Raw genomic sequence first — 26909 nt, forward strand, 5'->3', positions numbered from 1 at the left:
CCAGGTTACGATTTAACGGCGCCTGCAAGAGCTCCGTCTACAAGATATTTCTGGATAAATGTATACAGTATGATGAGCGGAGCCGCCACGATGGTAATTCCGCAGGCAAGCAGCGGCCAGTTATTGCCGTACTGGCCTTTAAACTCTTTCAATCCGAATGTTATCGGATAGTTTGCCTGACTCGGCAAGTACATAATCGGTCCGACAAAGTCATTCCAGATGCCGATTGCCGTCAAAATAACCCCGGTCGCGATAACCGGCTTCATCAGCGGAGTTACCATTTGGAACAAATAACGGATGTATCCGGATCCATCGATCCCTGCGGCTTCATCCAGCTCGCGGCTGATCGATTTGATATAGCCGACGAACATCATGAATACTACGCCGGTGCCCGTCGTTTTCAGAACGATATAACCAAGTTTCGTGTCATATCCGAAGATGCCAAGGGATTCCTTGAAGCCAAGCATCAGCTTGTACTGGGCAACCATCGGGTTCGGCAGGAACTGCGACAGCAGGAAGAACATGTAGATGAACCCGCTCCACTTCACGTATTTGCGCGCAACCGGAAACGCGCCCATAACCGACACAATAATCGTCAGCACAGTAGCGACGCCGGTATAAATCAAACTGTTGATGAAGTAGTTGGCGAAGTTCCCTTCCGTCCATGCGGTGATATAGTTGCTCCACTGGATTTCCTTAACGAAACCAATCGGGTTGATCAAATATTCAGGATACGACTTCAAAGATACGTTCAGTACTAGAATTAGCGGTACTAGATACAGAACTAGCAGCACGGCAACAACGGCGTAAGAAAGGATTGCAAATGATCTGGAATTTTTCATAATTAATATTCCACCTCTCTCTTGCGCGTCTGTCTTACGGCCACAACAACAAAGACCAAAATGATCAGGAACTGCACGACGGACAGCGCGGACGGAAGTCCCATGTCAAGGCTGCCGCGGAAGGTCTCCTTATAGACGTCATATGCCATTGTTCTCGTATTAAAGCGGCCATCCGTAGTTGCCAGAATAATATCGAAGGTCGACATAGCGCCGATGATCGATAGCAGCATGTTTACTGTAAAGGATGGAGCGATAAGCGGGAATGTAATATGACGGAAGGACTGCCATTTGCTCGTTCCGTCGATATAGCCAGCCTCATACAAATCCTTGGGAACGGATTGCAGGCCAGCGAGAAAGATGAGCATGGAATAACCCATGTACATCCATATTTGCACGAATATAATGTAGCCAAAAGCATGCGTGAAGCTAGCAAAGAACATGTCCTTATAACCGAACAGCCAGTCATACAGCATGTTTACCGGACCGCTCATCGGATCGAACATCATCCCCCAGATCAAGGCAACAACAGCAACCCCAAGCACAACCGGGAGGAAAAATACGGCGCGATAGAAATAATCGCCGCGCAGCCGCTGATTCAGCAGAACCGCTACGAACAGGGCGACCCCGTTCTGCACAATCGTTACTATAAACATGAAAATCAGTGTATTCGTAATGGAGCGCCAACGTTCTCCAGAGTTTCCGGAGTAAAATAAATCATGATAATTTTCCAGCCCGACGAATTTCATCGTACTGCCGGGAAGATTTTTAACATCTGTAAAGGAATAAATCACAGTCATCACAGAAGGTCCAAAATAAAAAACTACGTACAATGCAAAAGGTATTAATAAAAGCAACAGGGGTACGTAGCGGGCCATGCCTTTTCCAAATGGGTACATCTCTCTCACCTCGCGGGTTACGAATCAATAAATGATCGGGGCCTGAACAATCAGACCCCGAGACAGTACAGTATGGTTATCGCTTTGAAACTTATTTAGGAGCCGCAGCTTCCCATTCTTTCTGTTGTACGTCAGCAAGCTCTTTCGCTGTCTTGAACTCTCCGCCTGGTGCAAGGTATTCCGTATGCACGCCTTCAGCAGCAAGATGCTCACCTACATTTTCGCGGTTGATCATCATGATTTCATAAGCCAGTTCGAAATCGCCAAGATAAGGCGTCAACTCATTATCGATGAAGTCGCTGTCCGTCGAGATTCCATCCATTGTAGGGATGAATCCGGCAGCTTTAACAAATGTCGTGTAGTTCTCAGGCTCGGAGAAGAACTCCAGCCATTTCAGGGCGCCTTCTTTGTTCGGGCCTTTCTCGGCAACATACCAGGTTACATCGTATTTACCTACGAAAGAAGCGTTTTTCGCAGCATCCTCGGTAGCCGGCACTGGGAAGTAACCGAACTTCAGGTCTGGATTCGCCGTAGCGATCGTCGGAGCATCCCAAGAACCGTCAGCCAGCATAGCTACTTTGCCCGTTGCAAAAATTGCAGGAGCGGATGCATAGTCGATACCCATGAAGCCTTCGATCATGTAATTGTCTTGAAGAGTCTTCATTTTCTCAAGCACTTCAACCGCTTCGGCATCATTGAACGCCGTTTCGCCTTTCCATACGCCTTCGATCCATTTTTGCTGATTGCCGCCACCCAGAATTTTCGCTTGCAGCGCGAACACTGGCAGCTTCAACGGCCATACGTCTTTGCCCGCTACGCCGATTGGCGTAATGCCTTTGGACTTCAGTGTTTCGTTCAATTGGATGAACTCGCTCCACGTCTTCGGTACTTCAAGTCCATGCTCTTCGAAGATCTCTTTATTGTAGAACAAGCCGGACATCGCTACTTTGCCAGTAGGAATGGCGTATACTTTGCCTTTATATGTACCGGCTTTTTCAATATCGTTGGCGTTCCATTTGCTCACGAAAGCTTGATCTGACAGATCCGCGATCAGACCGGAGTTGATCCACTGCTCCCAGTCAGGCACCTTTGCGCCAGGCGTCCACTCCTGCGGAGACAGTCTCATGCCGGACAAATCGGCAAGAATGTCAACGTCGTTCGCTGTGAGTCTTGCTCTTTGCGCTTGCTTATACTCATCATCCGGTCCTGTCGTCGTGTACTCGATTTTATACTCCGGATATTTCGCTTCGAACGCTTCATTGATTTCTTTCATTGCCTTATTAATGTTCTCTTGCTTCCAGTGAAGAATCTTGATCACTTGTTTCTGTCCGGAAGCCTTGCTGGCATCGCCGTTAGTTCCGGTAGCTTCTTTGTTTCCGCTGCCGCATGCCGCCAGGCTTAGCGTCAATGCGCCCGCAAGAACGATCGCAGAAATTTTCTTGACCATGATATTTCCCCCTATTTATAGTCATTGATTATTCGAAACCTCATCGGCTGCTTTCCCCATTGAAACATTTAAACTATGAAAATAGCCCTAGCTAATTCAAGCATTTCGCCGTTTCGTATTTTCGTAGTTCCAATGCTCTAACGACAGAATTTCCGAAAGCGGTTTCGTCAAAATCATTATTACATCATTTATTTTTTTTGTAAAGTCCTATTTTAAATAAATTCGTTTTTCTTGTCGTATCCTGGGATTTCTTCTCATATTGCTGAGAGATCCCTTATAAATCAAGGGTTAATTATGTCCTTCTGACTTTTTCCGCATTGACCGAGGCAAAAAAAAGAGGTAAGATATTTTACGAAAGTGCTTTCGTGATTTTCGCGAAACATGAGTTTTAACGCTTTTCTGTAATGAAATTTTCGTAAATAAAGCATATCAAGCTATGTCTAAAGCTCCATGATTCGCAGCGAAGCTTGCTTCTATGTGCCAAGGACTAACGGCTTGCCATCCGAAGTCCATGTGCTTGCTTTATCAAGAAGGGGGTTATGTCTCTTGTCCATCAACATTAGAACGATCGCGGAAATGGCCGGGGTTTCGGTATCGACCGTATCCAAGATCATTAACAATTATAGCGATATTTCTGAAGATACGAAAAATAAAGTTCTGGAAATTATGAAGCAGACGGGTTACGTTCCTTCCAACTCGGCTAAAACCTTGGCAACAAAAAAGTCGAACCTGATCGGCGTTATTTTTGCTGGTAAACTCAATATCGATTTCACCCATCCCTTTTTTGTTGAGGTGCTAAACTCCTTCAAGAAGCAGGTTGGCCTGCTCGGCTACGATCTTCTTTTCTTCTCCAACGAAAAGTTCTATGCCGTCGATGGTGAGTATCTCGCTCGTTGTAAGCACTTCCAAGTAGATGGCTGCATCATTGTCACAGGCCAGCAGCTGGAACCCTCCATCAACGAGCTGGATTTGAGCGACATTCCTTGCATTGGCGTCGATATCGAGCTCAAGGGCAAAAACTCCGGGTATATTATGTCTGATAATTACAAAATGTCATACAAAGTGGTAGAGCACTTTTACCTGCAAGGCTATCGGGAGCTTGGCTATATCGGAAGTACGCAGGAATCAGATATCTCCAATATGCGCGAGGCCGGCTACAAGGACGCGATTGACAGCTTCGGCCTGCCTCTGAACGAGGATTGGTTCGTAAACGGAGAGCATTTTTTTGAGACGAGCGGATATGAAGCAATGAATCGGATGATTCGATCCGGCTCCCTGCCGCGCGCAATCTTTGCCGCCTCCGACCTGATTGCGATCGGCGCCATGCGCGCCCTGAAGGAGCACAAGCTGCGGGTGCCGCAGGATGTGGCGATTATCGGCTGCGACGATATTGAAGCCTGCAAATATACGAATCCGGCGCTTACAACAATCCGGCAAAATAAGGAGAAGATCGGCAGGCTGGCCGGCTTAATGCTGTACGACCTGATGAATAGCCAGTCCGAGACAAGCAGCATCGTTGTAGAGCCCGAGCTCGTTATCCGCGAATCCTGCGGCAGCAGATTCGATAATTTTAAATAAACCGATCTGGAGCTGAAATAGACAAAGGGCTCCCACAAAATACAGCGTCCATACCAACAACACCCCTCTAGCCGTTCTCATGAAGGCTAGAGGGGTGTTGTTGGTATTTATATAGAAAATTCAATTCGTCGATAGAAGCTTCTCTTATACTTGAACAGCCGCTTTCGGTGTATCGAAACGTTTGCCGACCAATGGGGCGAGCTTCTCCAGATCGCGGAGCAATGCGGCGAATTGATCAGGGAACAAGGATTGTACACCGTCGCCTGTCATCGAATTGTCCGGATCAGTATGCATTTCGATAATGAGTCCGTCTGCGCCTGCGGCAACCGACGCTTTCGTCATCGGTTCTACCAGCTCGCGGCGGCCCGTGCCATGGCTCGGGTCGGAGATGACCGGCAGATGGCTCAAGCCCTGCAACACCGGAATCGCCGACAGGTCCAGCGTATTTCTCGTGTAGGTTTCAAAAGTGCGGATACCGCGTTCGCATAGCATCACATTCGGATTTCCGCCTGCCAAAATGTACTCCGCCGCATTCAGAAACTCGTCGTAGGTCGCGCTGAAGCCGCGTTTCAGCAGCACTGGTTTGCCGCAGGCTCCTAGCTTGCGCAGCAGATCGAAGTTCTGCATGTTGCGCGTACCAACCTGCAGAATATCCGCATACTCTGCGCATACATCAACGTATTCCGGCGTCATCACTTCCGTAATCGTAAGCAGGCCATGCTTTTTCCCAGCCTCGGCCATCATGACCAGCCCCTCTACCCCAACACCCTGGAAGCTGTATGGGCCCGTCCGCGGCTTGAACGCTCCGCCGCGCAGCACCTGGCCGCCTGCCGCTTTAACCAACCGGGCGATTTCATCGATCTGCTCCGGGGATTCCACGGCGCATGGGCCGCCCATTACGACGAGATCCCCGCCGCCAATCTTCACGTCGCCGATCTCGATCACCGTATTCTCCGGATGGAAATCGCGGCTGGCCAGCTTGTAGGATTTAGAAATTTTAATGACATTTTCTACGCCCTTCATCTGACGCAAATGCTCGGCGAGCTGCGGCTCGATCGCGCCGATCAGCCCGATTACCGTACGGTCGCTGCCCCGCGAGACATGCGCCTGCAAGCCTTCCTTCTCAATGACGGCGATAATTTCCTGAATACGCTCTTCCGGCGTTTGGTTAGAAGTAATTACGATCACGGTTCATCATCCTTTCATCGTTTCGGCCCGGTGGCCCTATCTATACTTATTCAACCTTAGTTTGTCGCTTAAACGCTTGTTCGCTTTGAAGCTTTTAACCACTAAAGTAACTATAACCGAATCCGCTCACGTCGTCAAGTATTACATCCAGCAAAACGGCAAAAGCCGCAAACCTCATCTAACTGGTTTGCAGCTTATCCTCGCCTTAGTTAGCAGCCTATTCTGCTCTTGTGAGGCGTACGGCCATATACGGCCTGCCGGGGAGCTCAATGCGGAACGAGCCTTCGTGAACGCCAGCGCTCTCATCGATCGTCATGCCCCATGTGTCTATGATATCGACTTTATACCTGATGCCCGGCCTCATATGGAATATCCGAAATTTGGGCTGGTTGAAGCCGAAATAATAGACATAATATTCATCGCGGATGCCCGCGCAAGGAAGATCCCAGTCCGAGCGCAGCGGCTCCCAGCATTGTCCCGGAGCTTCCTCGACCAGGCTGCGCAAGAAACCGATCCGCGCGGGGCTACCCCCAACCAGTTTGCCGCCTTTGGACCACCACAACACTTCCTCGTCGTTCAAATAAGTTTCCCCATGGCCGACATATCCACCGCGGATCGTTCCTTCCCAGAACCTCCTCACCATTTCCTCGCCGGTAATGTTCCCCCAGCCCTGGTCGATATCGCCCTCATAGGCGCACTCGTCGATAACGATCGGTTTGTCCCAGCGCTCCCGCCACTCCAGCGCGGCCTCCGAGGTTTTGTAGACATCGATTCTCTGCAGGCTGCAGTGAGTCAGCCAAGGTTTGCTGTGATCGTAAAAAGTCAGCCAATTGTGATTCGACAGCAAATGTCCATATGGATCGTTCTCCGTAATAATTCGGGCATAACGCTCCCAATCCTCGCCGGTTTTAGCCCACATCAAATCATATTCATTGGCGAGCGACCACCAGACATGACGGTAAGCGGACAAGCGGGCCACGATATAACGCAAATAGAGGTCATCCTCCTCCCGGCTCATTTCCGAAAACCCCCATCTGTCATACGGATGGAACAGTATAAGATCCGCTTCGATGCCAAGGCGTCCCAAATCGGCGATCCGCTGCTCTAAATGCTCGAAGAAATCAGGATTAAATACGCTGAAATTCCAGCCTTCCCGGATAGAGCCTTCATAAGGATAGAGCTCGGGCTCGTTCAGGTTATAAAGGTATGATTTTGGAAAAACGCACATCCGCATTTTATTGAATGGTGAGCGCGCGAGCGACTCCAGTGTCTGCTGTTCCAGCTCTTCCCCCTGATGCGTCCAGACATAGCAGGTTGTGCCAAACGGCAAATAAGCTGTGCCATCCTCATAGGCGAAATGATATTTATCACGAACCCGGACCGGGCCATGATTCCCCGCCTCAGGGGCAGTGCAAACGAAGGTTCCCTCATGTCCGTCCAGCGCTTTTGCCGTACTCTCCGTCCGGTAAGTCCAACGCCCCTCCTCACCAGGCATCATACGAATTTTATAAACTCCGTTCCCGTTATAGAACCCTGGAACACGTATGCTGCGTCCATCTTCCTCACAGACAAACGTCGCCTTCAGATCGATGTCCGTATACGGATTTCCATAAGACGGCCCTCTCAGCTCCAGCTCATAGACATCCCATTTGGCAGCAGATTTCGGAGAGCTTACCAGACCTGCGCCTTCGCTATGGCGTCCAATCTCCGCAGCATCCTGTGAAGCTTCCTGCGGCTTGCTCACCATTTCCCCACGCCGTTCCAGCGGTTTGCTGGAAGGCAGCTGAGCGAGCTCTTGAAGAAATGCGGCCCTTTCTTGATCCGTGAAGCCCAGCTCCTGCCGGGCATCTAGAAACTCCCGAAGCGTCATAATTTTATAGGCAAAGGCGAGATGCCTCTCCTCTGCAAGGAATGAAAAATGCTTTTCTAATATGCTCCCAGCCGATGGATCCGTCCATATCCTTCCAATTCTATCCTGCTCCGTAAACATCATATATCCTCCTTTTCATTAGCCTTTTACGGCTCCGGCCATCCCCGAAACGAAATATTTCTGAAAGAACAAGTAGACAGCCAAAATCGGTACGATTGATATAAGCACGCCCGCGCTCAGCAGCGTATAGTTCGTGGAATGCTGGCCCTGAAACGTAAGCAGGCCTGCAGTAACCGGCTGCATTGAATCCTTCGTAATAAAAATTTGCGCCAGTAAAAATTCATTCCAGGTCGACAGAAAGTCGAGAATGATCAAGGTCGCAATCGCCGGCATCGCGATCGGCAGTATTATGCGGAAAAATTTGCCCAGCTCCGCGCATCCGTCAATATAAGCCGCCTCATCCAGTTCCTTCGGAATGGAGCGAAGAAAGCCTCTCAGCACCATAATGCCAAACGGAATCCCAAAGCCGATGTATACGATAAAAATACCAGGATACGTATTTTCAAGCCCGAAATAATTGAGCATCATATTGAGCGGAACTAACGTTGCCTGGAACGGGATCATCATGCCGACCAGAAATACCGCAAACAGCGCGTTTGCCCATTTAAACCCCATCCGGGTCATCGCGTAGGCAGCCAGCGCTTCAATCAGAATCCCAATCGGAACCTTCACGACGGAAATAACGAGACTATTGCGGATATACAGCTTCATCTTATCCCAGGCCTCTGCGAAATTGCTCCATTGAAATACTTCCGGCAAGCGGTACACCGGATTTCTCATCAAATCAGCATTGGATTTCAAGGCCGTCATGACGATGAATGCGATAGGAATAAGAAAGAGCAGGCTCAGGACGATGAGTAATATATAGGTAGCCGCCTTCGAAACAGCGGATTGTTGCACTTCTTCCATAGGGACTTCACCCTCTTTCCCGAAAATCACAGATGCGATTTCTTGTTTGTATAGAAGACGTAAGGAATGATAACAGCCATTGCGACAAGGACAAGGAACCACGAAATAGCCGATCCTACGCCGATATTGTTGAATTTAAACGTCTGATAATACATCCATGAAGAGAGCACCTGCGTGCTCTGTGCCGGCCCTCCGGCCGTCATGCCGTAGATGATGTCATATACCTTCATGGCATTAACCATTGTCGTCGCGAACACGATGACGAATGTTTCGCTGAGCAGCGGGATCGTGATGAAGCGAAATGATTGCATCGGTCTGGCTCCGTCGATAATCGCCGCCTCATAGCAGTCCTTCGGAATGCTCTGCAGGCCGGCAAGAAACAAAACCATTGGCAGCCCTACGCCCTGCCATACTGCGGCAATGAATACCGCATATAGGGCGGTTTTCGGATCGGCCAGCCACGTGTGAGCCAAATTGCCAAGCCCGATGGCCTCCAGCACCGTATTGAAAAATCCCCTCGTTGGATGATACAGCCAGGTCCACATGAGGGCGACGATAATGCCTGATAATACATAAGGAAAATAAAACACGCCGCGAAACAGCGATCTGCCCTTTATTTTCCGGTTTAGCAGCAGGGCGAACAACAATCCTAGTCCGATAATGATGGTTAATGAACCGGCCAGCCACAACACGTTGTTTTTCAAGGCCGTCTGAAATACGGTATCCTCTGTCAGCAAATAAATGTAGTTCTGCAATCCGACAAACTGCTTGTCCGGAGATATCCCATTCCACTTGTAAAAGCTAAGCTGAAGGGTATACAGCGATGGCGCCACGATGACGGCGAGATAAATGAGCAGCGCCGGCAGCAGAAACGTCCATGGCTTCCAAGCTTTGAGTTTCATACCTTGCCTCCCTCGCACAAGGCCCCAGCATAAGAAACACGTTTATCAACGTACTTTCTATGGAGCCCGACCGCTTTTTGCGGTAGTTTTCCTTGTGATATCAGGAAGCTAAAGCTCCGTGCTTACTGCTTTCTGATATCCAAGAGAACAGCCTTCCGGCTGTTCTCCCAAGCTATGCTGCTGTCTCTTCTAATTGCTGTTGCTCTTGTACGACTCGGCTGCCTTCTGAATTTCCTTCGCAGCCTGTTCTGGCGTCCATTCGTTCAAAATGACTGCATCCTGAGCTTCAAACAGCTTCTGTACAACCGTCTGGGGAAGCGCCTGATCCGCGATCAGGAAATTACCGTCCTTGATCATTTCCGCCATCTCTGATGTATGTGGAGACTGCTCCGAAGTTTTAAACTGCTTTAAGGCCGGAGAGCCGTATACATCGATATATTCATTAACGACTTCCTCTCCGGTAATATATTCAGCCAATTTCAAGGCTGCTTCCTGCACCTGTGGCTCAGATCCGGCGTTAATTTGGAACATTTCCGCAAAGCTCGACATCCGGACTGGCTCCTGATCCGTCGGGAATTTAAAGGTGCCGAAATCGTTAGGATCCGCTCCAGCCTGGCTAATGCTCAGATCAACCCATGCTCCCTCCAGCGCAAAACCTTGCTGCGCATGATACATCGGCGTTTCCGCTTCAAGCGGGTCCAGGGTGATGAAGCCTTTCTCGAAATAACCTTTATCGGACCAATCCTTCAGCTTCTGGAAAGTCTGTACGACGGCCGGGTCATCCCAGGAGGCTTCCAGCGCGTTCAACCGGTCATGAAGCTCGGTCCCGCCGTAATGCTCGATAAGCTGCTCCACCCAGCGCATCAGCATCCAGCCGCCTTTGCCTCCAACGGCAAACGGCGTAATCCCCTGATCTTTCATGAATTGCAATTGCCCTTCGAATTCGGCGAACGTAGCCGGCGGCGTCAAATTCAATTTTGCATACAGCTCTTTCGGGTAGAAGACCGAGAGAGATGCTAGATGAAACGGCACCCCGTAGGTTTTGCCGTCATATTGTACCAAATCAAGTGCTGCGGGATTATAAATGTTCTCCCATCCATGGTCTGCCGCAACCTGCGTCAAATCCATAGCTAGGCCGTTCTCCGGGTAAAAGGAGCCGAGCGAACCGCCCCAGGTGAACCACATATCGGGCAGCGTTTTGGAAGACGCCGCTACCTTCAGAGATTCCTTTAGCGGGTCTGTTCCATAATAAGTAGGCTCCACTTTAATATCCGGGTTTTCGCTCTGGAATGCTTTGATGATCGGTTCCAGATAAGAATTCTGATCATTGAGCACCCATACCGTTACGGTAGTCTTCTGCCCTTCCCCACTGCCTGAGCCGCTGCTGCCGGAAGCTTTCTCCGTACCTGTCCCTCCGCCGCAGGCCGATAACATCAGGACGGCTGACATCACGACCGCCAGCATGGCTGAAATACGTTTGCTATTCATTGAATAACCCCCTCTTTTGATGTTCTTAAATCATGGCTGCCTATTGGCTTGCTTCTAAGTCTACTACCGAGAAGCCGTGCCGGGTATGAGGGAAGCATGTCATTTTCTACGCGATCATATCGTCTTGCTCCGCCCGCAAACCGGGCATTTTCCTCCTAAAATAGACGAATCATGCTGTATCCTACATTCCTATGCACTAACGGTTCCGATACTCCAGTGGGGTCATACCAGTTCGTTCCTTGAACAGCTTGCTGAAATAGTGCGGGTTCGTATAACTCAGAATTTCGCTGATTTCGTAAATCTTTTTATTCGTTTCCCGCAGCAGCTTTTGGGCGTATATCACTTTGTTGCGAATGACGTAATCACTAAAACTCTCTCCTACTTCCTTCAAGAAAATCCGGCTCAAGTAACTCGAACTGATCGGAATGGATTCCGCTACTTTCATCAAGGTAATATCCTCTAAAAGATGGTTGTCGACATATTCTTTAGCCAACCTGACATGCAGGCTGTCGCTCTGCTGATTCACCGGGAACTTCAGCTCAACCTCCAGATATGCTTCCGGTATTTGCCGAAAATCATCATAGACCGAACTGCAGGAGTAAATGATTGAGGCGTTGAGCAGCTCGAAAACTTTGCCCCGCAGCCTGTCCAGGTACTGCTCCTTGCTCTGGTGATCCTCCAGGCCTTCCTTGGATTTAGCCGGCGCCAGCCACAGTATTTCGCGGTGATTACGGTGAAACACAATACCTCCCCAGTCCCTGGCTACGTATTCGTCGATCAAATACCGAATGGACATGAATTTGAGATGATCCCTGACAGAGGCCGCGGCCATATGGTCAGCTGCATCATCGCGAAGCCGCATCGCAGTAATCCACAGCCCCTCGTTAAACTGTCCTTCCGCAAGCTCGGGAAGCAGCATTTTTTTTGGATACGTATAAGCATCCAGCAAAGAAACCAGCCAATCGTTCCGCTCATCCTCTGACCACTTTTTTTCAGGCGCCCTCGCCGTGCTCTGCTCCAGCAGTTGAATAGCTTTGTGAAGCGCTGCTGTCACTTCCTTCTCGTCCATGGTAGGCTTGTGGAGATAATCCAGCGCTCCAAGGCGAATCGCCTCTTTTACATAGGGAAAATCGTCATAGCTGCTTAAATAGATTACCTGTATGTGCCCGCCGTGTTTTTCGCGGATATACCTGCCTAGGTCGAGCCCGTCCATGCCGGGCATGCGGATGTCGGTCATCACGATGTGAATGTCCTCGGCATCCAGAACCTTTACCGCTTCTTCCCCGTTGGACGCCTCAGCCTTCCAGCATACGCCCTGCGCCTCCCAATCCACCATGTAACGTAATCCCATTCTGACAATCGCTTCATCCTCAACGACAAGAAGATTCCACATTCTAAATCTCCTTCCTTACCGGTTTATAGGGTATCGTAATTATAACTGCCGTTCCCGGCTCCAAACGTCTCAGCGTCAGACCGTATTCTCGGCCGAACCATAGCCGTATCCGGTCATTCACATTGTTTATTCCAATATTGGCGCAATCGTCTTCCCGCCTTTCCTGCAGCAGGTTCTGGATTTGTTCCTCGGTAATTCCTGTTCCGTCATCCATGATCTCAATGCATAAGGTACGGCCATCCTCTAACAGACGCGCCCTAACGATAATCATCAAAATACGGCTTAGTCCCCTGGAAGCATGAAAAATTGAATTTTCTAAAACCGGCTGAAGCAGCATGGCCGGTATGCCTGCATCCGCCAACGAATCAGGGATATCCCACTTCACTTCAAAAGTATTCGTATACCGCAAATCCATCAGCTTCTCGTAGTCCTGCAGGAGCTCGATTTCTCTGGAGAGCGGCATCAGCTCATCATTCAGCTTGAGATAGGATTGCAGCAAACGGTTTAACGAATGGATCAGCTTGGCGATTTGCGGAGACTGCTGCAATATGGCCAGCATCCGGATGGAATTCAGCGTATTATACAAAAAGTGAGGCTGTATCCTGACCCGCAGCGCATACAGCTCCGCCTTCCGCTTCTGCCTTTCCTTTTCGGCAATCGAGTGAATCAGCTCATTTAGACGTTTGACCATCCGGACGTAGCTTAAATGCAGCTGGCCGATTTCGTCATACCGGTTAGGCGCCTCAAGAATTTCGAATCGGCCGGTCTCCACATTGCGCATGGAACGGATTAAGCGGCGAATCGGCCCAGCCAATCCGTTGGCCAGCAGCCAGGATACCGCCGCCGAGGCGAACATCAGCACTATGGCGATTACGACGGTATATTGGCGTATCTTGCTCGTTCCCTGCAGGATATCACTTTGATTTTTGCCCATATAAATCGTCCAGCCTAAATACTTGTTCACCCGTACAACGCCGCTGTATTTCACATTTCGTTGTTCCAGACTGCTGTCGGCAACCCACGTTCCATCCGCACCGCTCTCTAGAGGATGCTCCAACAAATGAGCCGCCAATTGTTCGTCGGAAGCATAAACTAGCTGATTATCCGCATCGACGACCGTGACGACCGTATCGCGGAGCTGCGATGAGGTAATGATTCTCTCGATGAAATCGGGAGAAATGTGGATAGCAATGACGGCAAGCGGCCGCATTTGCTCGTCCAGCAGCAATCTGGACACCGTTACGGCCTTGAATACTTCTCCTTCGAATTGTTTAACCTCGTGTACGCCCGAGACGACAAATCCCCCGTTTTTCTCCAGAGCCTCCTGGTACCACTTTTCTTCACTCACATCATAATTTTTGTTCATTGTAGATGAGCCGCTGAGCCGGTAACCGCTGATGCTTTCGTTCATTCCGTAGAACACCATTCCTTTGATCGACTTATTAATCGAGGGATAGGCGCTCATCAAGCGAATGAGCTGTCTCTGCGCATTCAGCTCCGCGGAGCCCCATTCTTCCTGGGGAACGTAAGGCTGATTAAATATTGTAAACGCTTCCGGCATATAGTAAGGCAAAATGCTGAAGCGGTCGAAATCACTAACCTGCTTCTCGATCGCCGTAATCAATTGCCCGGCAATAATCTGCAAGTCCTGCTCTGTCTGCTGCATTAAAGTTTCCGAGGATTTTTTGTAAGCGATCGTTCCCAGCAATAAGACAGGCAAACTGCTGGCGATAATGAGTACAATAAATAATTTATGATGGTAAGATAACCGCTTCCAAAGCATAATTCAGCCCCCATACTCTCGTTGTCTTTCTTTCAGTCTAATCGGGACAGGATCCATTATCCATCTGCAAATTTTGTTTTTTCCACCCGTTTTATGCGATTACAACTCCAACAGGGAATAGCAATAGACCAATCATGCTATTAACAACACTTTTATGACTTTATGGACGCATTCAGCTCTCGTTCCATCCCCGCCGCGAACAACAGCAAAAAGCCGTCTCTTCCGGCCAATATACCCGGCCATCGAGACGGCTTCTTAGGAATGATTCCGCATATTAAGATTTCTTGGCGGCCTTAACGGGCGGCAACAGCTTCTGCATGTTCACCGTCCGTACTATCTCCCAGGTATCCGCGTTATCCGGGTCATACTGCTCCAAATAAGCGATAACCTCCTTCGTAATCGGCGTCGGCGTAGACGCCCCCGAGGTGACGGCTACCTTGCCGACTCCCTCCAGCCATTCGCGCTTCAGTTCGGTGACATCGGAAATCCGGTATGCCTTTACCCCGGCTATTTCCTCCGACACTTGGGCGAGACGGTTGGAGTTGTTGCTGCGCGGATCGCCTACAACGATAACGAGATCCGCCTGCCCGGCCTGCTCGGCTACCGCCTCCTGCCGCACCTGGGTTGCCAGGCATATTTCATTATGAATCTCTGCTCCCGGAAATCTCTCCAGCAGCTTCTTCATGATATGCTTGATATCCCATTGGCTCATCGTCGTCTGGTTCGTGATGACAATCCGGTCCGAAGCGATATTCAATGCATCGATCTCCTCTTCCTTCTCGATCAAATGCACGTGCTCTGGCGCAACCCCAATCGCCCCTTCCGGCTCGGGATGCCCTTTCTTGCCGATGTAAATGATCTCATACCCTTCCGCGACCTTCTCCTCGATCAGGACATGCGTCTTGGTCACGTCCGGACAAGTGGCGTCCACCGTAGTCAGCCCTTTATCACGGGCGATTTTCCGCACTTCAGGCGATACCCCATGAGCGGTAAAAATCACCGTGCCGCTCTCCACCTGGCTGAGTATATCCAGACGGTTCGGCCCGTCAAGCGTGATGATTCCTTCATCCTCAAAGGATTGGGTCACATGACTGTTGTGGACAATCATTCCCAGTATATAAATCGGCCGCGGCAAATCGAGATTCTTGGCGGCTTGCCGGGCAAGCACCATGGCGTCTACGACCCCGTAACAATAACCACGCGGCGAAATTTTGATCACTTCCATGATTTGCACCCTCGCTTTCTTGTTCCCTCGTATCCATACCGGATCCTGATTAAAGGGCAACAATCTTAATTATAGCCTATTCCGGCTGGTCATTAAAGACAACAGGGAGCCAGATCACAAAAGTTGTTCCCTCGCCGCGCCGGGTAACCACTTCGACCGAGCCCTGATGCTCATCGATAATCCACTTCGCAATAGAAAGGCCGAGCCCCGTACCCTGAGTGACTCCCCGGGATGGATCCGCCCGGTAGAAGCGTTCGAAAATCTGCGGAATTTCGCTGCGATCCATGCCGATTCCGCTGTCCTTGATCCGAATGCCGACCTGGTTGCCCGATTTGACCGCATCGATGATGACTTTCCCTTCGGGAGTATACTTAAAGGCGTTCTCAATAAAAATGAACAGCATTTGCTGCAGATAATCTTTATTGCCGTCGATGCAGGCGTCCTGGATGGCCGTTAAATCCCCCTGCAGCCATAAAGCCTTGCGCGGCAAGAAATTAGCCCGCCGTACGACCTCCTCCACGATCGGGCCCAGCAACTGCGGCTGCTTCTCGATCGTCTGGCCGGCATCGGCCCGGGCGAGCGACAGCATATCATTGATCAGGCGGCTCATCCGCTCGGACTCGTCAGCGATATCGCTTACGGCTTCCAGAGAGAATTTGCGGAGCTGCTCCTCATCCATTGCTCCCGGCTCCTCGCCTTCACGGACCCAGATTTTCTTCAGCAAATCAACGTTCCCCCGAATGGTCGTCAGCGGCGTTCTCAGCTCATGCGAAGCATCGGATACAAAGCGGCGCTGGTTCGCATACGCCTCATCCAGCTCTTTATAGAACCCTTCTGTCCGGGCCAGCATGCTGTTTACGGTGCCGATCAGCCTGCCGATCTCATCGCTGGGTCCGTCATATTCAATGCGGACGCTCAGATCCGTACCCTTCTGAATCCCATTAGCTGCCTCGATAACCTTGCCGATGGGCGCCATCGACTGCCGGGCCAGGAATAAGCCGAATGTGCTTGCTACGGCAATCGTAATAAATGATCCGAACAGCAGCACTGTTTTCAGCTGATCCATGATCCGGTTCTCCGCATTGGTATCCGCGGCAAGCTGGAGCAGACCGACGATCGTGTTGCCATAGACAAGCGGCCTTTCATACAGCATATAAGAGTTTCCATTGATATTAATGCTCTGAAACACACCTTTTTTGCCGATCTGATCGATGTCAGGAACCGGGAATACCATTTCGCGGTTCAGCATGCCTTCGGAAATGCGCATGGAATTTTTGACATAGTTGTTCAGCTGCCAGAAGATGCGGGCATCCTCCAAACGGAGGATTTGGCTTCGGTCCATTTGCAGATCCAGCCCTTGAGACAGGCTGACATTCTGGGATTTTTCAATCTGAGCCCCGTGCTCCTCGACCTTCTTCTTTACTTCCAGAAAAATGTTATACCTTACTATTCCATATATGGATGCACCGAACATAATAAGCGTAATCGCTAAAATCCCCGTATACCACGCGGTTAGACGTAACCGGATCGACATGCCTAGGAATCCCCTCTCAGAATATAGCCGGCGCCGCGGATCGTCTGAATGATGCGCTTCCCTCCATGCTCTTCCGTCTTCTGCCTGAGCATTGCAATATACACCTCAAGCACGTTCGATTCTCCGCTGTAGTCATAGCCCCAAATTTTATCCATGATCAGGTCGCGCGTCAGCAGCCGCTTCGGATTTTGCATGAACAGATGCAGCAGCTCAAACTCCTTGGCGGTCAGCTCCAGCCGCTGGCCGCTGCGAAGCACCTCGCGCGAATCCATATCCATAATGACATCCTCGAAGATCAGCCTGTGGCTTCCCGCCTCTCCTCCTGTGGAATCCTTGCGCCGCAGCAGCGCGCGTACCCGGGCCAACAGCTCCTCAAGCGCAAACGGCTTCACCAAGTAGTCGTCTGCTCCGGTGTCTAGCCCCTTAACCCGGTTCTCGACCTCATCTTTCGCCGTCAGCATAAGTACGGGAACCGTGCTGCCCCCTTCCCTCAGCCGGCGGCACACCTCGAATCCGTCCAGCTTAGGCATCATCACGTCCAATATGATCAAATCCGGATCTGCAGTCAGCAGCATCGACAGACCTTCCATCCCGTCATTCGCCGTATATACGTCATACCCTTCGAATGCCAGGCCTCGGCGGAGCATGGAAGTAATCTTCTCATCATCATCGATTACCAGTATTCCCGATCTCACGGCCATCTCTCCTTTTTACCAAAGCCACTGTCAGCTTAACTCTCGTCTTGCGGCTTCATATCTATATTGTACAACAAATGTCTGCTTGTTTCGTCCATACATACCTTATCGGCTATATTTAAGAGGCGGCAGGGCAAATTAGCCGTGCCGCCTCTCTTTGTTTCTGCAGACTTCTCATCCGGTTTTATTGCTGGAGGTTAGGAAACTCGTTTTTGTCGCCGATCGTCACCTTCAGATCGATATCCTTGCCGTCGCGCACGATATTGAATGTAACAACCGTACCTACCGTCTGCTTCTGAATATAAGCGATCAGATCTTCCTTCGTCACAAATTTCTTGCCGTCTGCTCCGGTGATGATATCATATGGACGAAGATCCGCATTGTATGCCGGAGATTTGTAGACGATATCAGAGACGACGGAGCCTTCCTTCACATCGGTTCCCATCTGTTTCGCCACTTCATCCGTCATTGTCATCAGAGTAGCTCCAATGAACGGCACCGGCTTCTTCGGAATTTCCTCGTTATTCTTCAGCTTATCCAGCACTTCGGACACCGTAGACGTCGGAATCGCGAATCCGATCCCTTGAGCATCGGAGCTCACCGCCACGTTAATTCCCACAACTTCTCCGTTCAGGTTCAGCAGCGGACCTCCAGAGTTCCCCGGATTGATCGATGCATCGGTTTGCAGCAAATGCTCGTATTCCCGGTCCTTCTCGCCGTTCTCGCCAGCGATGCGGATGCCGCCTCTTTCCTTGGCGCTCAGAACCCCTGCTGTAACGGTATGGTCAAAGCCCTGCGGGTTGCCGATCGCTACCAGCCATTCGCCTACTTGCGTATTGTCGGAGTTGCCGAGCGGAATGGAAGGAAAATTGCTGTCTCCTTCGATCTTGAGTACAGCGAGGTCGAGCTCATAGCTTGTACCAAGCACCTTCGCTTCATAAGGCTTCTCACTGTCCTGAAGTGTTACCTGAACGATATCGGCATTATGCACGACGTGCTCGTTCGTCAGGATGTAACCCGTCTTATCGAAGATGAAGCCGGATCCGATACCGGTAGGCACCAGCTGGTTTGAATTGGAGGAGCTGCCCCCGCCGCTGCCGCCTCCATTGTTTCCATACAGGTCGTCGCCGAAGAAGAAGCGGTAGAACGGATCGTTGCTTTGGCTCCGCTGGCTTTGTCTGCCGGCTTTTACCAGAGTCTCGATCTTCACGACAGCAGGACTGGCCTGCTGTACGACACTGGTAACGTCGCCGGGATTTGTCATCGGGAAGACGGCTGTCGAAGTCTTGGATGATGTGCCGCCGTCCCCTGCCGCCGCCTTGGATTCCGGTGCTGTTGCTGCTGGAACATGTGCTGCTGATTCAGGCGTGAACAGATTGGTCCGGTCCGCGAACACCATCGCTCCGGTCAGAATCAGCATGCCTGCCAGCATGCCCGCCAATACGGATTTGAAGGACGAGCGCTTCGGCCGTTCATTGTACTGCCAGTTGTTCCTTGCTGCTGGCGGTGCCGAATTTCCCATACCGCTGCCGCCGAATGCGCCAGGCGAGCCTTCCGTAGAATTATAGCTTGTAAAAGAAGATGTAGGGATTGGCTTTACTGGCTGCGGCCTGGTGATTTCTACCTCCTCCGGCTGACGGCGCTCGTAGGACGGGCCTTGCCCGGATTCCTCGCCGTTTTTGCCATAGGATTGAAAAGGTCCGTATGAATAGTAATATGAAGAGGACGAGCCGGACTCCGGAGTTTGCTGCGGTTTGTCATTTCCGTTCTCTCCAAAGCCTTGACCCGGTTTATTTTTTTGATCGTCCATGATGAATACCTCCTTGCCCCCGGCCTTGCTGGGGTTCTTGTTTACTGTTCTTATTTTGTACTATAAACCTTAAACGTACCTTAAAAACAATTAAAAAGGAGATAAAAGCCTGAAACAACCCACTATTATGCAGTAGCAGAGCAAGTCATGCTAGAAACCCGTCACCCATCCTTGCCGGTGGGCATAAATCGCCAGCTGCGTCCGATCCTCCAACTCGCATTTCATCAGCAAATTGCTGACATGGGTCTTCACGGTCTTGATGCTGATGTGAAGCTCCTCGGCGATGTCTTTATTGCTCTTTCCTTCGGCAATCAGCAGCAGAACTTCCTTTTCCCGCTCAGTCATGCCGGAATCATCGCCCTGTACGGTGCGCTGGCGCAGCCCGCGCGTTAGCGCCTGGGCGACGTCTCCAGTCATAACGGGCATGCCCCGATATGCTCCCTGCAAGGCATAAATGAGCTCGGCGGCCGAAACCGTCTTCAGCACGTAGCTGACCGCACCCGATTCAATCGCCTGAACGACAAGATCATCCTCGAGAAAGCTCGTCAGGATAACAATCTTTATTTCCGGATATCGGCCCAGTACCTCCTTCGTCGCTTCAGCCCCGTTCATGGAGGGCATCATCAAGTCCATCAGGACGATATCCGGCAGCCCGCCCTCGATGCCTTGATCCAGCAGCTTGACAACCTGATCGCCGTCGCTGGCCTCCGCTACGACTTCAAAGCCCGGATCAAGCATTAAGTACGTCTTGAGGCCCATACGAACCATATCGTGATCATCCACGATCATCACTCTAATTTTCTTGTCGCTCATCTGGCCTTCTCCTCTCTACTCTTCTTCAAACTTTGGAATATGAACGCGAATCGTCGTCCCTGCCCCTGGCTTGCTAATGATTTCGACATTGCCGCCGAGCTTCTCCGCGCGTTCCTTCATCGTTGTAAGCCCGTACGAGCCCTGCTTCTGAGCACCGTTACTAAACCCCTGCCCATCATCGCTGATGCTCAGTACGACCTGCCGCGGCCCTTCCCTCAGTGAAAGGCTAACCAGCTTAGCCCCGGAATGTTTGACGATATTCGCCATCGCCTCCTGCACGATCAAGAACAGCTGATGCTCCTTCGCTTCCGACAGATCTCCCTGCAGATCCATATCCTTCATTCCCCTCAGGCCATTCTGCCGGCAATAATCGGGAAACCACTGGTCCAGCGCCTCGGCCAGCGTCTTGCCCACCAGCTCCATCGGACGCAGCTGCGCAATAAGCGCACGCATCTGCTTCTGCGCCATGTTGGACATTTGGATTAATTGATCCAGCACGGTTTGCGCCTGGGCTTCGTTCATCTCCAGTACCTTCGGTAAAGAGGATGCCGCCATATGAATCGCGAACAACTGCTGGCTTACCGTGTCGTGCAAATCGCGGGCAAGCCTCCTTCGCTCCTCGAGCACCGCTTTCTCCGCAGCCTGCTCCTTCTCGACCACTTCCTGCTCGCCAAACTGCTGAAGCAGCTTCATCTTCTTCTCGACGGCCTCTGTCATATTGTTAAATTCCTGATAGACGCCGGAAAACGTCTGGTCAGCCGTTTCCGGCATGCGAACTGCTAGATTCCCTTTCGCTACCTGAAGCATGTTCAAATGCAGGTAATCCAGCCGACGCTGTATGCGCTGTCCGGCAATATATCCGATAATCAGAATAAACACAAGAATCCCCGCGATGATGTAAATCCATACCCGAGGATCAATAACGTGGACGGCTCCGAAGATCGAGCCGACATAAAGAGCTACTGCTGTCAGACTACCTGTGAGCAGGAAGTAGAGCAGCAGCTCCCATTTTGTATTTTTCAATATACGCTGCACGATCATAATTAGCCCACCATGTTCACTTTTACGTCGCCGACGAACACGCTGACGACCAGTTTAATCCGCTTGCCGGCCTCGCCATAATGCGGCGACTGGGCATTAACATTGCTTAAGAAGCCTCCGCGTTTTTGCGACAGAACCTTCAAATCGCCGATGAGCGCGCTGGAGGTAGCGGTAATGCCGATGTCCATATCCTCAGGAATGAACACCTTCACGTCGCCGATAAAGGCCGAGACATTGATTTTGGTTTCCCCATAAGGAATTTGCGCTTTCGTTAAATCGATAACCGTATCTCCGATGAAATGCGATATATTCATGGGCTGAAGTTGAAAATAATCCTGTCCGAGATGAACGTCGCCAATAAACCCCGCCTTTGTTATCACTTCCCGCTTGCCGGATTTCGTGCTGCCGCCGTGATAAGAATTATAGTTCATCTTCTCGTCCTGCGGCTTCTCGCCGAACTGCGCATCGCCTTTATTCGTCGTACCGAAGATTTTATCAAGCGGCGACTCCATCTCCGGATGAAAGGCCGGATCGATCGGCGCCTCGAACGGATTGCCTACCGGGGGTGGCGGCATAGGAGGCAGATCCTCCTTTTTCTCCTGGCGATCCCTCGGTTTAAACAGAATAGATAGACCGAATATAATGAGCATGACCGGAATAAACATTTTGAAGAAATCGGAAGCATCCATATCGAGAAATCCTACATTTTTGCCCAGGAAAAACACGCCTAATCCGATCAGAACCAGGCTCCAAACGAAGCTGGAGCTTCCGCGCTCCCTGTTCACCAGATGCAATATTCCGGCGATGATCAAAAATACAGGCCAATAGGTAGAAAACAAATAGCCGAGACTAATATCGGTGTAGCCGAGCTGATTCAGCAAAAAGACGACGCCGACTCCAATAAGCACAAGTCCTCCGAATATTCGGCCTGACATGTCGTTCTTCATTTACATTCCCTCCATCTTAAGAAGCACGATCTTATTCCTTGAATCTGTTCTAAGTGTACACCATCCTGCAGGGAAGGGACAGCGGCGGCAGATGGAAAGCCATCTCCGTCCCGAGACCGATATGATTCCATTTGCTGGTATGTATCAAAAATAAATCCCTGCTTCTAACATCAAAAAGAGCGCCCTATTCAGGACGCTCGTGCTGCATTATTTTCCGCTTTGGTTGCTTGGGTTCGAAACAGCGTTGCGAGAAGCTTTCGCTTTTTGAGCGACCGTTGCCATGCTCTCTTCAGCGAATTCTTCATTGTATTTCTCGTTTGGCGTTTTGTAGCCTGGAGAAGCTGCATTCTTTTGATTCTGATTTTGATTTGGCATCTATATTCACCTCCCTTAAGCCGTCGCGTGCAGGATATGCAGCGACTGCGTGGATGCATTCGTATTATGCAACCCGGGAAGCGATATTATGCAAACCTAAATCAAATCGCCTCGTCCCAAATATCCTCAGGAATTTCTTTATCGACCTGAAGCGCCTTGCCCAGCTCACGGAACATCTCCTCCGTCAGCTTGCCCGTGCCTTTACGGATCACCTGCACTTCGACTTCCTTTTTGCCCCATTCTTTAAATACCTGCTTAGTCGTCGTAAAATACAGATCGATCTTGTTTCCTTTGATCGCCGATCCTTTATCCGCTACGACACCGTATCCATAACCCGGGATATACAAAATCGTCCCGAGCGGAAACACTTTTAAATCGGCGGCAATGGTCGAAATGGTATCCTTGTCCCTGCGCACCTTGACTCCGGAATAAGTGATGCCGTATCCCGGATGACTGGGTCGTTTGCCTGTAGATTCATAACCCGCCGTATAACCGGTAGCTACCACTTTCACCGTTTGAAACTTCGCTTTGGCCGTCTTTTCTCCAGCATTGGCGCCCGCTCTTTTATCGTGCTGCTCAGATGAGCTTGTAATATATACCGGCTGTGGAATAACTCCCTGCCGAGCTAGGATCGCAGTCGTCTTAAACGTATTCATCGCCGCGATTTGTTCATAATTTTGCTGCTGAACCGGATTGGCATAAACCGTACTATCCTTACTCATCGATGACACAAGCACGAATATCAGCGTACAACACATACCAAGCCGATCCCAAAAAATAGTTTGGCGCATGTGACAATCTCCTCCCTTATTCCAGAGGATGTCCACATGCGCCAAGGTTTATACCTTTGCTAGATCTAATGCATCTTCCTATATCTTATGGTTCTGGATATCGTCCTGCAGCATTGAAATGACTTCGTTCAGCGACTTCGCACCGAGATCGCCTTCGCCGCGTTTACGAACGGAGACGGTTCCTTCCCTTTGCTCGTTCTCGCCGACGACGAACATATAAGGTATTTTCTCCAGCTGAGCTTCGCGGATTTTGTAACCCAGCTTCTCGTTACGAAGATCGCTTTCGGCCCGAATTCTGCCGGCAAGGAGCTTCTCCTCTACTTCGCGCGCATAAGCTTCGAAATTGCTGGATACCGGAATGACCTTCGCTTGTACCGGAGCGAGCCAAAGCGGGAGATTGCCTGCAAAATTCTCCAGCAGGAAGGCCGTGAAGCGTTCCATCGTGCCGAGAATGCCGCGGTGCAATACGACCGGACGGTGCTTGGCGCCGTCATCACCGACATATTCGAGCTCAAAGCGCTCTGGGAGCAGGAAGTCGATTTGTACGGTGGATAAAGTCTCTTCCTTGCCAAGAGCCGTTTTGATTTGCACGTCCAGCTTCGGTCCGTAGAACGCAGCTTCGCCTTCCGCCTCGAAGAATGGCAGGCCTTCCTCCTCGACGACCTCGCGCAGCATGCGCTGTGCCGTGTTCCACATATTATCGTCCTTGAAATATTTCTCGGTATCCTCTGGATCACGATAGGACAAGCGGAACCGGTAATCGTTAATCCCGAAATCTTTATAGACTTGTCTGATCAAGGCAAGCACGCGTTTGAACTCGTCTTTGATCTGATCCAGCCGGCAGAAAATGTGCGCATCGTTCAGCGTCATCGCCCGCACGCGATGCAGGCCAGTCAGCGCACCCGACATTTCATAACGATGCTGCATGCCAAGCTCGGCGATGCGGATCGGCAGATCGCGGTAGCTGTGCATCTCGCTCTTATACACCATCATATGGTGCGGACAGTTCATCGGCCGAAGCACAAGCTCCTCATTGTCCATAACCATTTGCGGGAACATGTCCTCTTGGTAATGCTCCCAGTGGCCGGAAGTTTTATAGAGCTCCACGTTACCGAGCACCGGAGTGTACACGTGCTGGTATCCCAGGCGCTCCTCGATATCAACGATGTATCTTTCCAGCGTGCGGCGCAAGGTTGCACCCTTTGGCAGCCAGATCGGCAGGCCTTGGCCTACGAGATTCGAGAAGGTGAAGATGCTCAGCTCTTTGCCGAGCTTGCGGTGATCGCGTTTTTTGGCTTCCTCAAGCATATGCAAATGCTGATCCAGGTCGGCTTTTTTGAAGAAGGCCGTACCGTATACTCGCTGCAGCATCTTATTGTCGCTGTTGCCGCGCCAGTAGGCTCCCGCCACGCTCAGCAGCTTGAATGATTTGATTTTGCCCGTAGACGGCACATGCGGCCCGCGGCATAAATCGAAGAATTCGCCTTGATCGTAAATGGACAGTACGCTGTCCTCAGGCAAATCGCGAATAAGCTCTAATTTATAAGGATCGCCCAGCTCCGTAAAAATCGCCACCGCTTCCTCGCGGCTCACTTCACGGCGGGTAATCGGCAGATTCTCGCCGATAATCCGTTCCATTTCCTTCTCGATCTTCTGCAGATCCTCCGGATTGACCGGATGCTCGAGGTCCATATCGTAATAGAAACCGTCTTCGATGACCGGACCGATGCCCAGCTTGACTTCCTTGCTGCCAAACAGCCGTTTGACCGCTTGCGCCAGAAGATGAGCCGTGCTGTGCCGCATGATTTCAAGGCCTTCCTTGGAATCCGGCGTAATGATTTCGACCGCTGCGCCGTCTGTTAATTTCGTACTCAGGTCAACGGCTGAACCGTTCAGCTTTCCCGCGAGCGCATTTTTGCGCAGGCCGCTGCTGATCGATGCTGCCACATCCTCCAGAGTGCTTCCGTCTGCATACTCCCGAACTGAGCCGTCCGGTAAAGAAATTGATACTGCCACTTTTTGTTCCTCCCTTAGTTTCGTAATTCATTGCCGGGAGCGGACAAACAAAAAACGCCCGTCCCGGAAAGGGACGAGCGTTATATACCCGTGGTTCCACCCTCATTCGACCGTTCGCAAGCTGCAGCAAGACAGCATTGGAACAAGTCCTTGTTTAGGCATTATATAACGGTAATGAACCGGCATTCCTTAATATTCGGGCGATAGCCCAAAGTTCGGGAATACAGCTACAAAGGGGTAAACCAAAACCGACTCCGAAGGGAATTCCAGCCGACCGTTCCCTCTCTCTGTACCGTTCGCATTTCTGGTTCATGTCTTTGTCAACGCTTTTCGCTTGAATATTTGTAATTATAATGCTAACGGGGGGGACCGTCAAGAACCTTGGTTCGCCCGACGTTACTTAACCTGATCACGCTGCCTCGTTTCCTGCAGGAAATCCTTGCACTGCGGACAACGCAAGCAGAGCTCGACCCTATCCCCAAAAATTTGCCGGATCGTCTTTATCGCCAAGGCTTCCGGTTCACAGGTGTGCAGAAGAATGCGCTCCGGAGACAAGGATATCAATGTGCTGACGATCATATTTTCCATCTGCAGCTCCTGATCGGCCAGGCGCATGACGACGTCTCCGGACGAAACTTCAATTTGGTTTAACCCTTCGTTCAGGATGACGAATTCGCTGCCTTGCTTGTGCATAACGTGAATAAACGGCGTAAGCGGCTCCTGAAAATATACGAAGTATTGCAGCAGCGCGATAAAATCCTCATACTGCTTGTCGAGCAAAAACTCCTCCACCGCGTAATCAATTATCTCGCGCAGCTTCAACCCGTAGTCCTTCAGCCTAAAGGTGATAAAACCGTCAAGATCAAGCGCCTCCTGCTGCTCGAGCATTTGCAGAAACGCTGCTTCAACAAGCATAATTCGCGCATTTCTAGCCTCGGCCTGTCCTTCTTCCGCGGTTAGAAACCTGCGATATATCGCTTCTATGGCCTGCTTCTCGCTTTCGTCGAGTTCATAATCCTTCGTGAGAATTTTGCGGACGATTCCCGGCTCCTTAACATCAACGACATACTCCGCGACAGCGTTAGCCAATTCAAGGTTTATCTTACTCCATACGGACTGGGAGCCTTTTCTCGGCTTAAGGCTAATGCTCCATTCCGCTCTAGCGTGTTCGGGCATATATACAAATCCAGAGCTGATGCTCCCTTTATGTAAACCCTTGGTCAACCGCTGCATATACTCGGCGAATTGGCTTGCTGACGCCGCGGATGCGACATTCGTGCTAATTGTAAAAAAATCCATGAACTCG

Annotated in this window: 22 protein-coding genes; 1 reads left to right on the top strand and 21 read right to left on the bottom strand. The window is 50.6% G+C overall.

Going from position 1 to position 26909, the window contains the following annotated elements:
* Positions 1–5: 5 nt before the first annotated feature.
* The 3 genes from GNP95_RS02520 to GNP95_RS02530 form a co-directional block, all read right to left on the bottom strand.
* A complete protein-coding gene (locus GNP95_RS02520) occupies positions 6–842 on the bottom strand; it encodes a carbohydrate ABC transporter permease (RefSeq protein ID WP_155609321.1) in 837 nt (278 codons plus the stop codon).
* Between the two features lie 2 nt (positions 843–844).
* The gene (locus tag GNP95_RS02525; RefSeq protein WP_155609322.1) at positions 845–1738 is read right to left on the bottom strand and encodes a carbohydrate ABC transporter permease; all 894 of its coding nucleotides are present in this window, start codon (positions 1736–1738) and stop codon (positions 845–847) included.
* A gap of 91 nt (positions 1739–1829) precedes the next feature.
* Complete coding sequence (locus GNP95_RS02530; protein ID WP_155609323.1) at positions 1830–3185, bottom strand: ABC transporter substrate-binding protein; 1356 nt, start codon at positions 3183–3185, stop codon at positions 1830–1832.
* A 552-nt stretch (positions 3186–3737) separates the two neighbouring features.
* Here GNP95_RS02530 and GNP95_RS02535 point away from each other — a divergent pair.
* Positions 3738–4763: a LacI family DNA-binding transcriptional regulator gene (locus GNP95_RS02535; protein ID WP_330163284.1), complete on the top strand. Its 1026-nt coding sequence runs from the start codon at positions 3738–3740 to the stop codon at positions 4761–4763.
* A gap of 144 nt (positions 4764–4907) precedes the next feature.
* Here the strand turns inward: GNP95_RS02535 and aroF are convergent, their stop codons facing one another.
* The 18 genes from aroF to GNP95_RS02620 all read right to left on the bottom strand — a co-directional run bounded on the left by aroF (position 4908) and on the right by GNP95_RS02620 (position 26902).
* Positions 4908–5951, bottom strand: a complete 1044-nt coding sequence (gene aroF, locus GNP95_RS02540; protein WP_330163234.1) for a 3-deoxy-7-phosphoheptulonate synthase — start codon at positions 5949–5951, stop codon at positions 4908–4910.
* A 217-nt stretch (positions 5952–6168) separates the two neighbouring features.
* Positions 6169–7944, bottom strand: coding sequence for a DUF5605 domain-containing protein (locus GNP95_RS02545; protein WP_196427045.1), 1776 nt, complete (start codon positions 7942–7944; stop codon positions 6169–6171).
* 15 nt (positions 7945–7959) lie between these two features.
* Positions 7960–8790 carry a carbohydrate ABC transporter permease gene (locus GNP95_RS02550; protein WP_155609326.1) on the bottom strand — a complete coding sequence of 277 codons (831 nt, stop codon included), beginning with the start codon at positions 8788–8790 and terminating at the stop codon, positions 7960–7962.
* A 26-nt stretch (positions 8791–8816) separates the two neighbouring features.
* Positions 8817–9692, bottom strand: coding sequence for a carbohydrate ABC transporter permease (locus tag GNP95_RS02555; protein WP_155609327.1), 876 nt, complete (start codon positions 9690–9692; stop codon positions 8817–8819).
* Between the two features lie 189 nt (positions 9693–9881).
* Positions 9882–11180 carry an ABC transporter substrate-binding protein gene (locus tag GNP95_RS02560; protein ID WP_155609328.1) on the bottom strand — a complete coding sequence of 433 codons (1299 nt, stop codon included), beginning with the start codon at positions 11178–11180 and terminating at the stop codon, positions 9882–9884.
* A 196-nt stretch (positions 11181–11376) separates the two neighbouring features.
* Positions 11377–12573, bottom strand: a complete 1197-nt coding sequence (locus tag GNP95_RS02565) for a response regulator transcription factor (protein ID WP_155609329.1) — start codon at positions 12571–12573, stop codon at positions 11377–11379.
* A 1-nt stretch (position 12574) separates the two neighbouring features.
* The gene (locus GNP95_RS02570) at positions 12575–14356 is read right to left on the bottom strand and encodes a cache domain-containing sensor histidine kinase (protein WP_155609330.1); all 1782 of its coding nucleotides are present in this window, start codon (positions 14354–14356) and stop codon (positions 12575–12577) included.
* A gap of 274 nt (positions 14357–14630) precedes the next feature.
* Positions 14631–15581 carry a 4-hydroxy-3-methylbut-2-enyl diphosphate reductase gene (locus GNP95_RS02575; protein WP_155609331.1) on the bottom strand — a complete coding sequence of 317 codons (951 nt, stop codon included), beginning with the start codon at positions 15579–15581 and terminating at the stop codon, positions 14631–14633.
* A gap of 76 nt (positions 15582–15657) precedes the next feature.
* On the bottom strand, positions 15658–17115 hold the full coding sequence (locus GNP95_RS02580) for a sensor histidine kinase (RefSeq protein WP_155609332.1): 1458 nt from the start codon (positions 17113–17115) through the stop codon (positions 15658–15660).
* 2 nt (positions 17116–17117) lie between these two features.
* Positions 17118–17810, bottom strand: coding sequence for a response regulator transcription factor (locus GNP95_RS02585; RefSeq protein WP_330163235.1), 693 nt, complete (start codon positions 17808–17810; stop codon positions 17118–17120).
* Between the two features lie 184 nt (positions 17811–17994).
* Positions 17995–19620, bottom strand: coding sequence for a S1C family serine protease (locus tag GNP95_RS02590; RefSeq protein ID WP_155609334.1), 1626 nt, complete (start codon positions 19618–19620; stop codon positions 17995–17997).
* 150 nt (positions 19621–19770) lie between these two features.
* Complete coding sequence (locus GNP95_RS02595) at positions 19771–20433, bottom strand: response regulator (RefSeq protein WP_155609335.1); 663 nt, start codon at positions 20431–20433, stop codon at positions 19771–19773.
* A 15-nt stretch (positions 20434–20448) separates the two neighbouring features.
* The gene (locus GNP95_RS02600; RefSeq protein WP_155609336.1) at positions 20449–21474 is read right to left on the bottom strand and encodes a sensor histidine kinase; all 1026 of its coding nucleotides are present in this window, start codon (positions 21472–21474) and stop codon (positions 20449–20451) included.
* Between the two features lie 2 nt (positions 21475–21476).
* Complete coding sequence (liaF, locus tag GNP95_RS02605; protein WP_155609337.1) at positions 21477–22421, bottom strand: cell wall-active antibiotics response protein LiaF; 945 nt, start codon at positions 22419–22421, stop codon at positions 21477–21479.
* 207 nt (positions 22422–22628) lie between these two features.
* Positions 22629–22796: a hypothetical protein gene (locus GNP95_RS25665; protein ID WP_196427046.1), complete on the bottom strand. Its 168-nt coding sequence runs from the start codon at positions 22794–22796 to the stop codon at positions 22629–22631.
* Between the two features lie 101 nt (positions 22797–22897).
* Positions 22898–23452: a 3D domain-containing protein gene (locus GNP95_RS26525; RefSeq protein ID WP_155609998.1), complete on the bottom strand. Its 555-nt coding sequence runs from the start codon at positions 23450–23452 to the stop codon at positions 22898–22900.
* 213 nt (positions 23453–23665) lie between these two features.
* Complete coding sequence (thrS, locus tag GNP95_RS02615) at positions 23666–25603, bottom strand: threonine--tRNA ligase (RefSeq protein ID WP_330163237.1); 1938 nt, start codon at positions 25601–25603, stop codon at positions 23666–23668.
* A gap of 396 nt (positions 25604–25999) precedes the next feature.
* Positions 26000–26902, bottom strand: coding sequence for a putative sporulation protein YtxC (locus GNP95_RS02620; RefSeq protein ID WP_155609338.1), 903 nt, complete (start codon positions 26900–26902; stop codon positions 26000–26002).
* Positions 26903–26909 lie beyond the last annotated feature (7 nt).

It is taken from the genome of Paenibacillus woosongensis, from assembly GCF_009725165.1.
Classification (GTDB): domain Bacteria; phylum Bacillota; class Bacilli; order Paenibacillales; family Paenibacillaceae; genus Fontibacillus; species Fontibacillus woosongensis.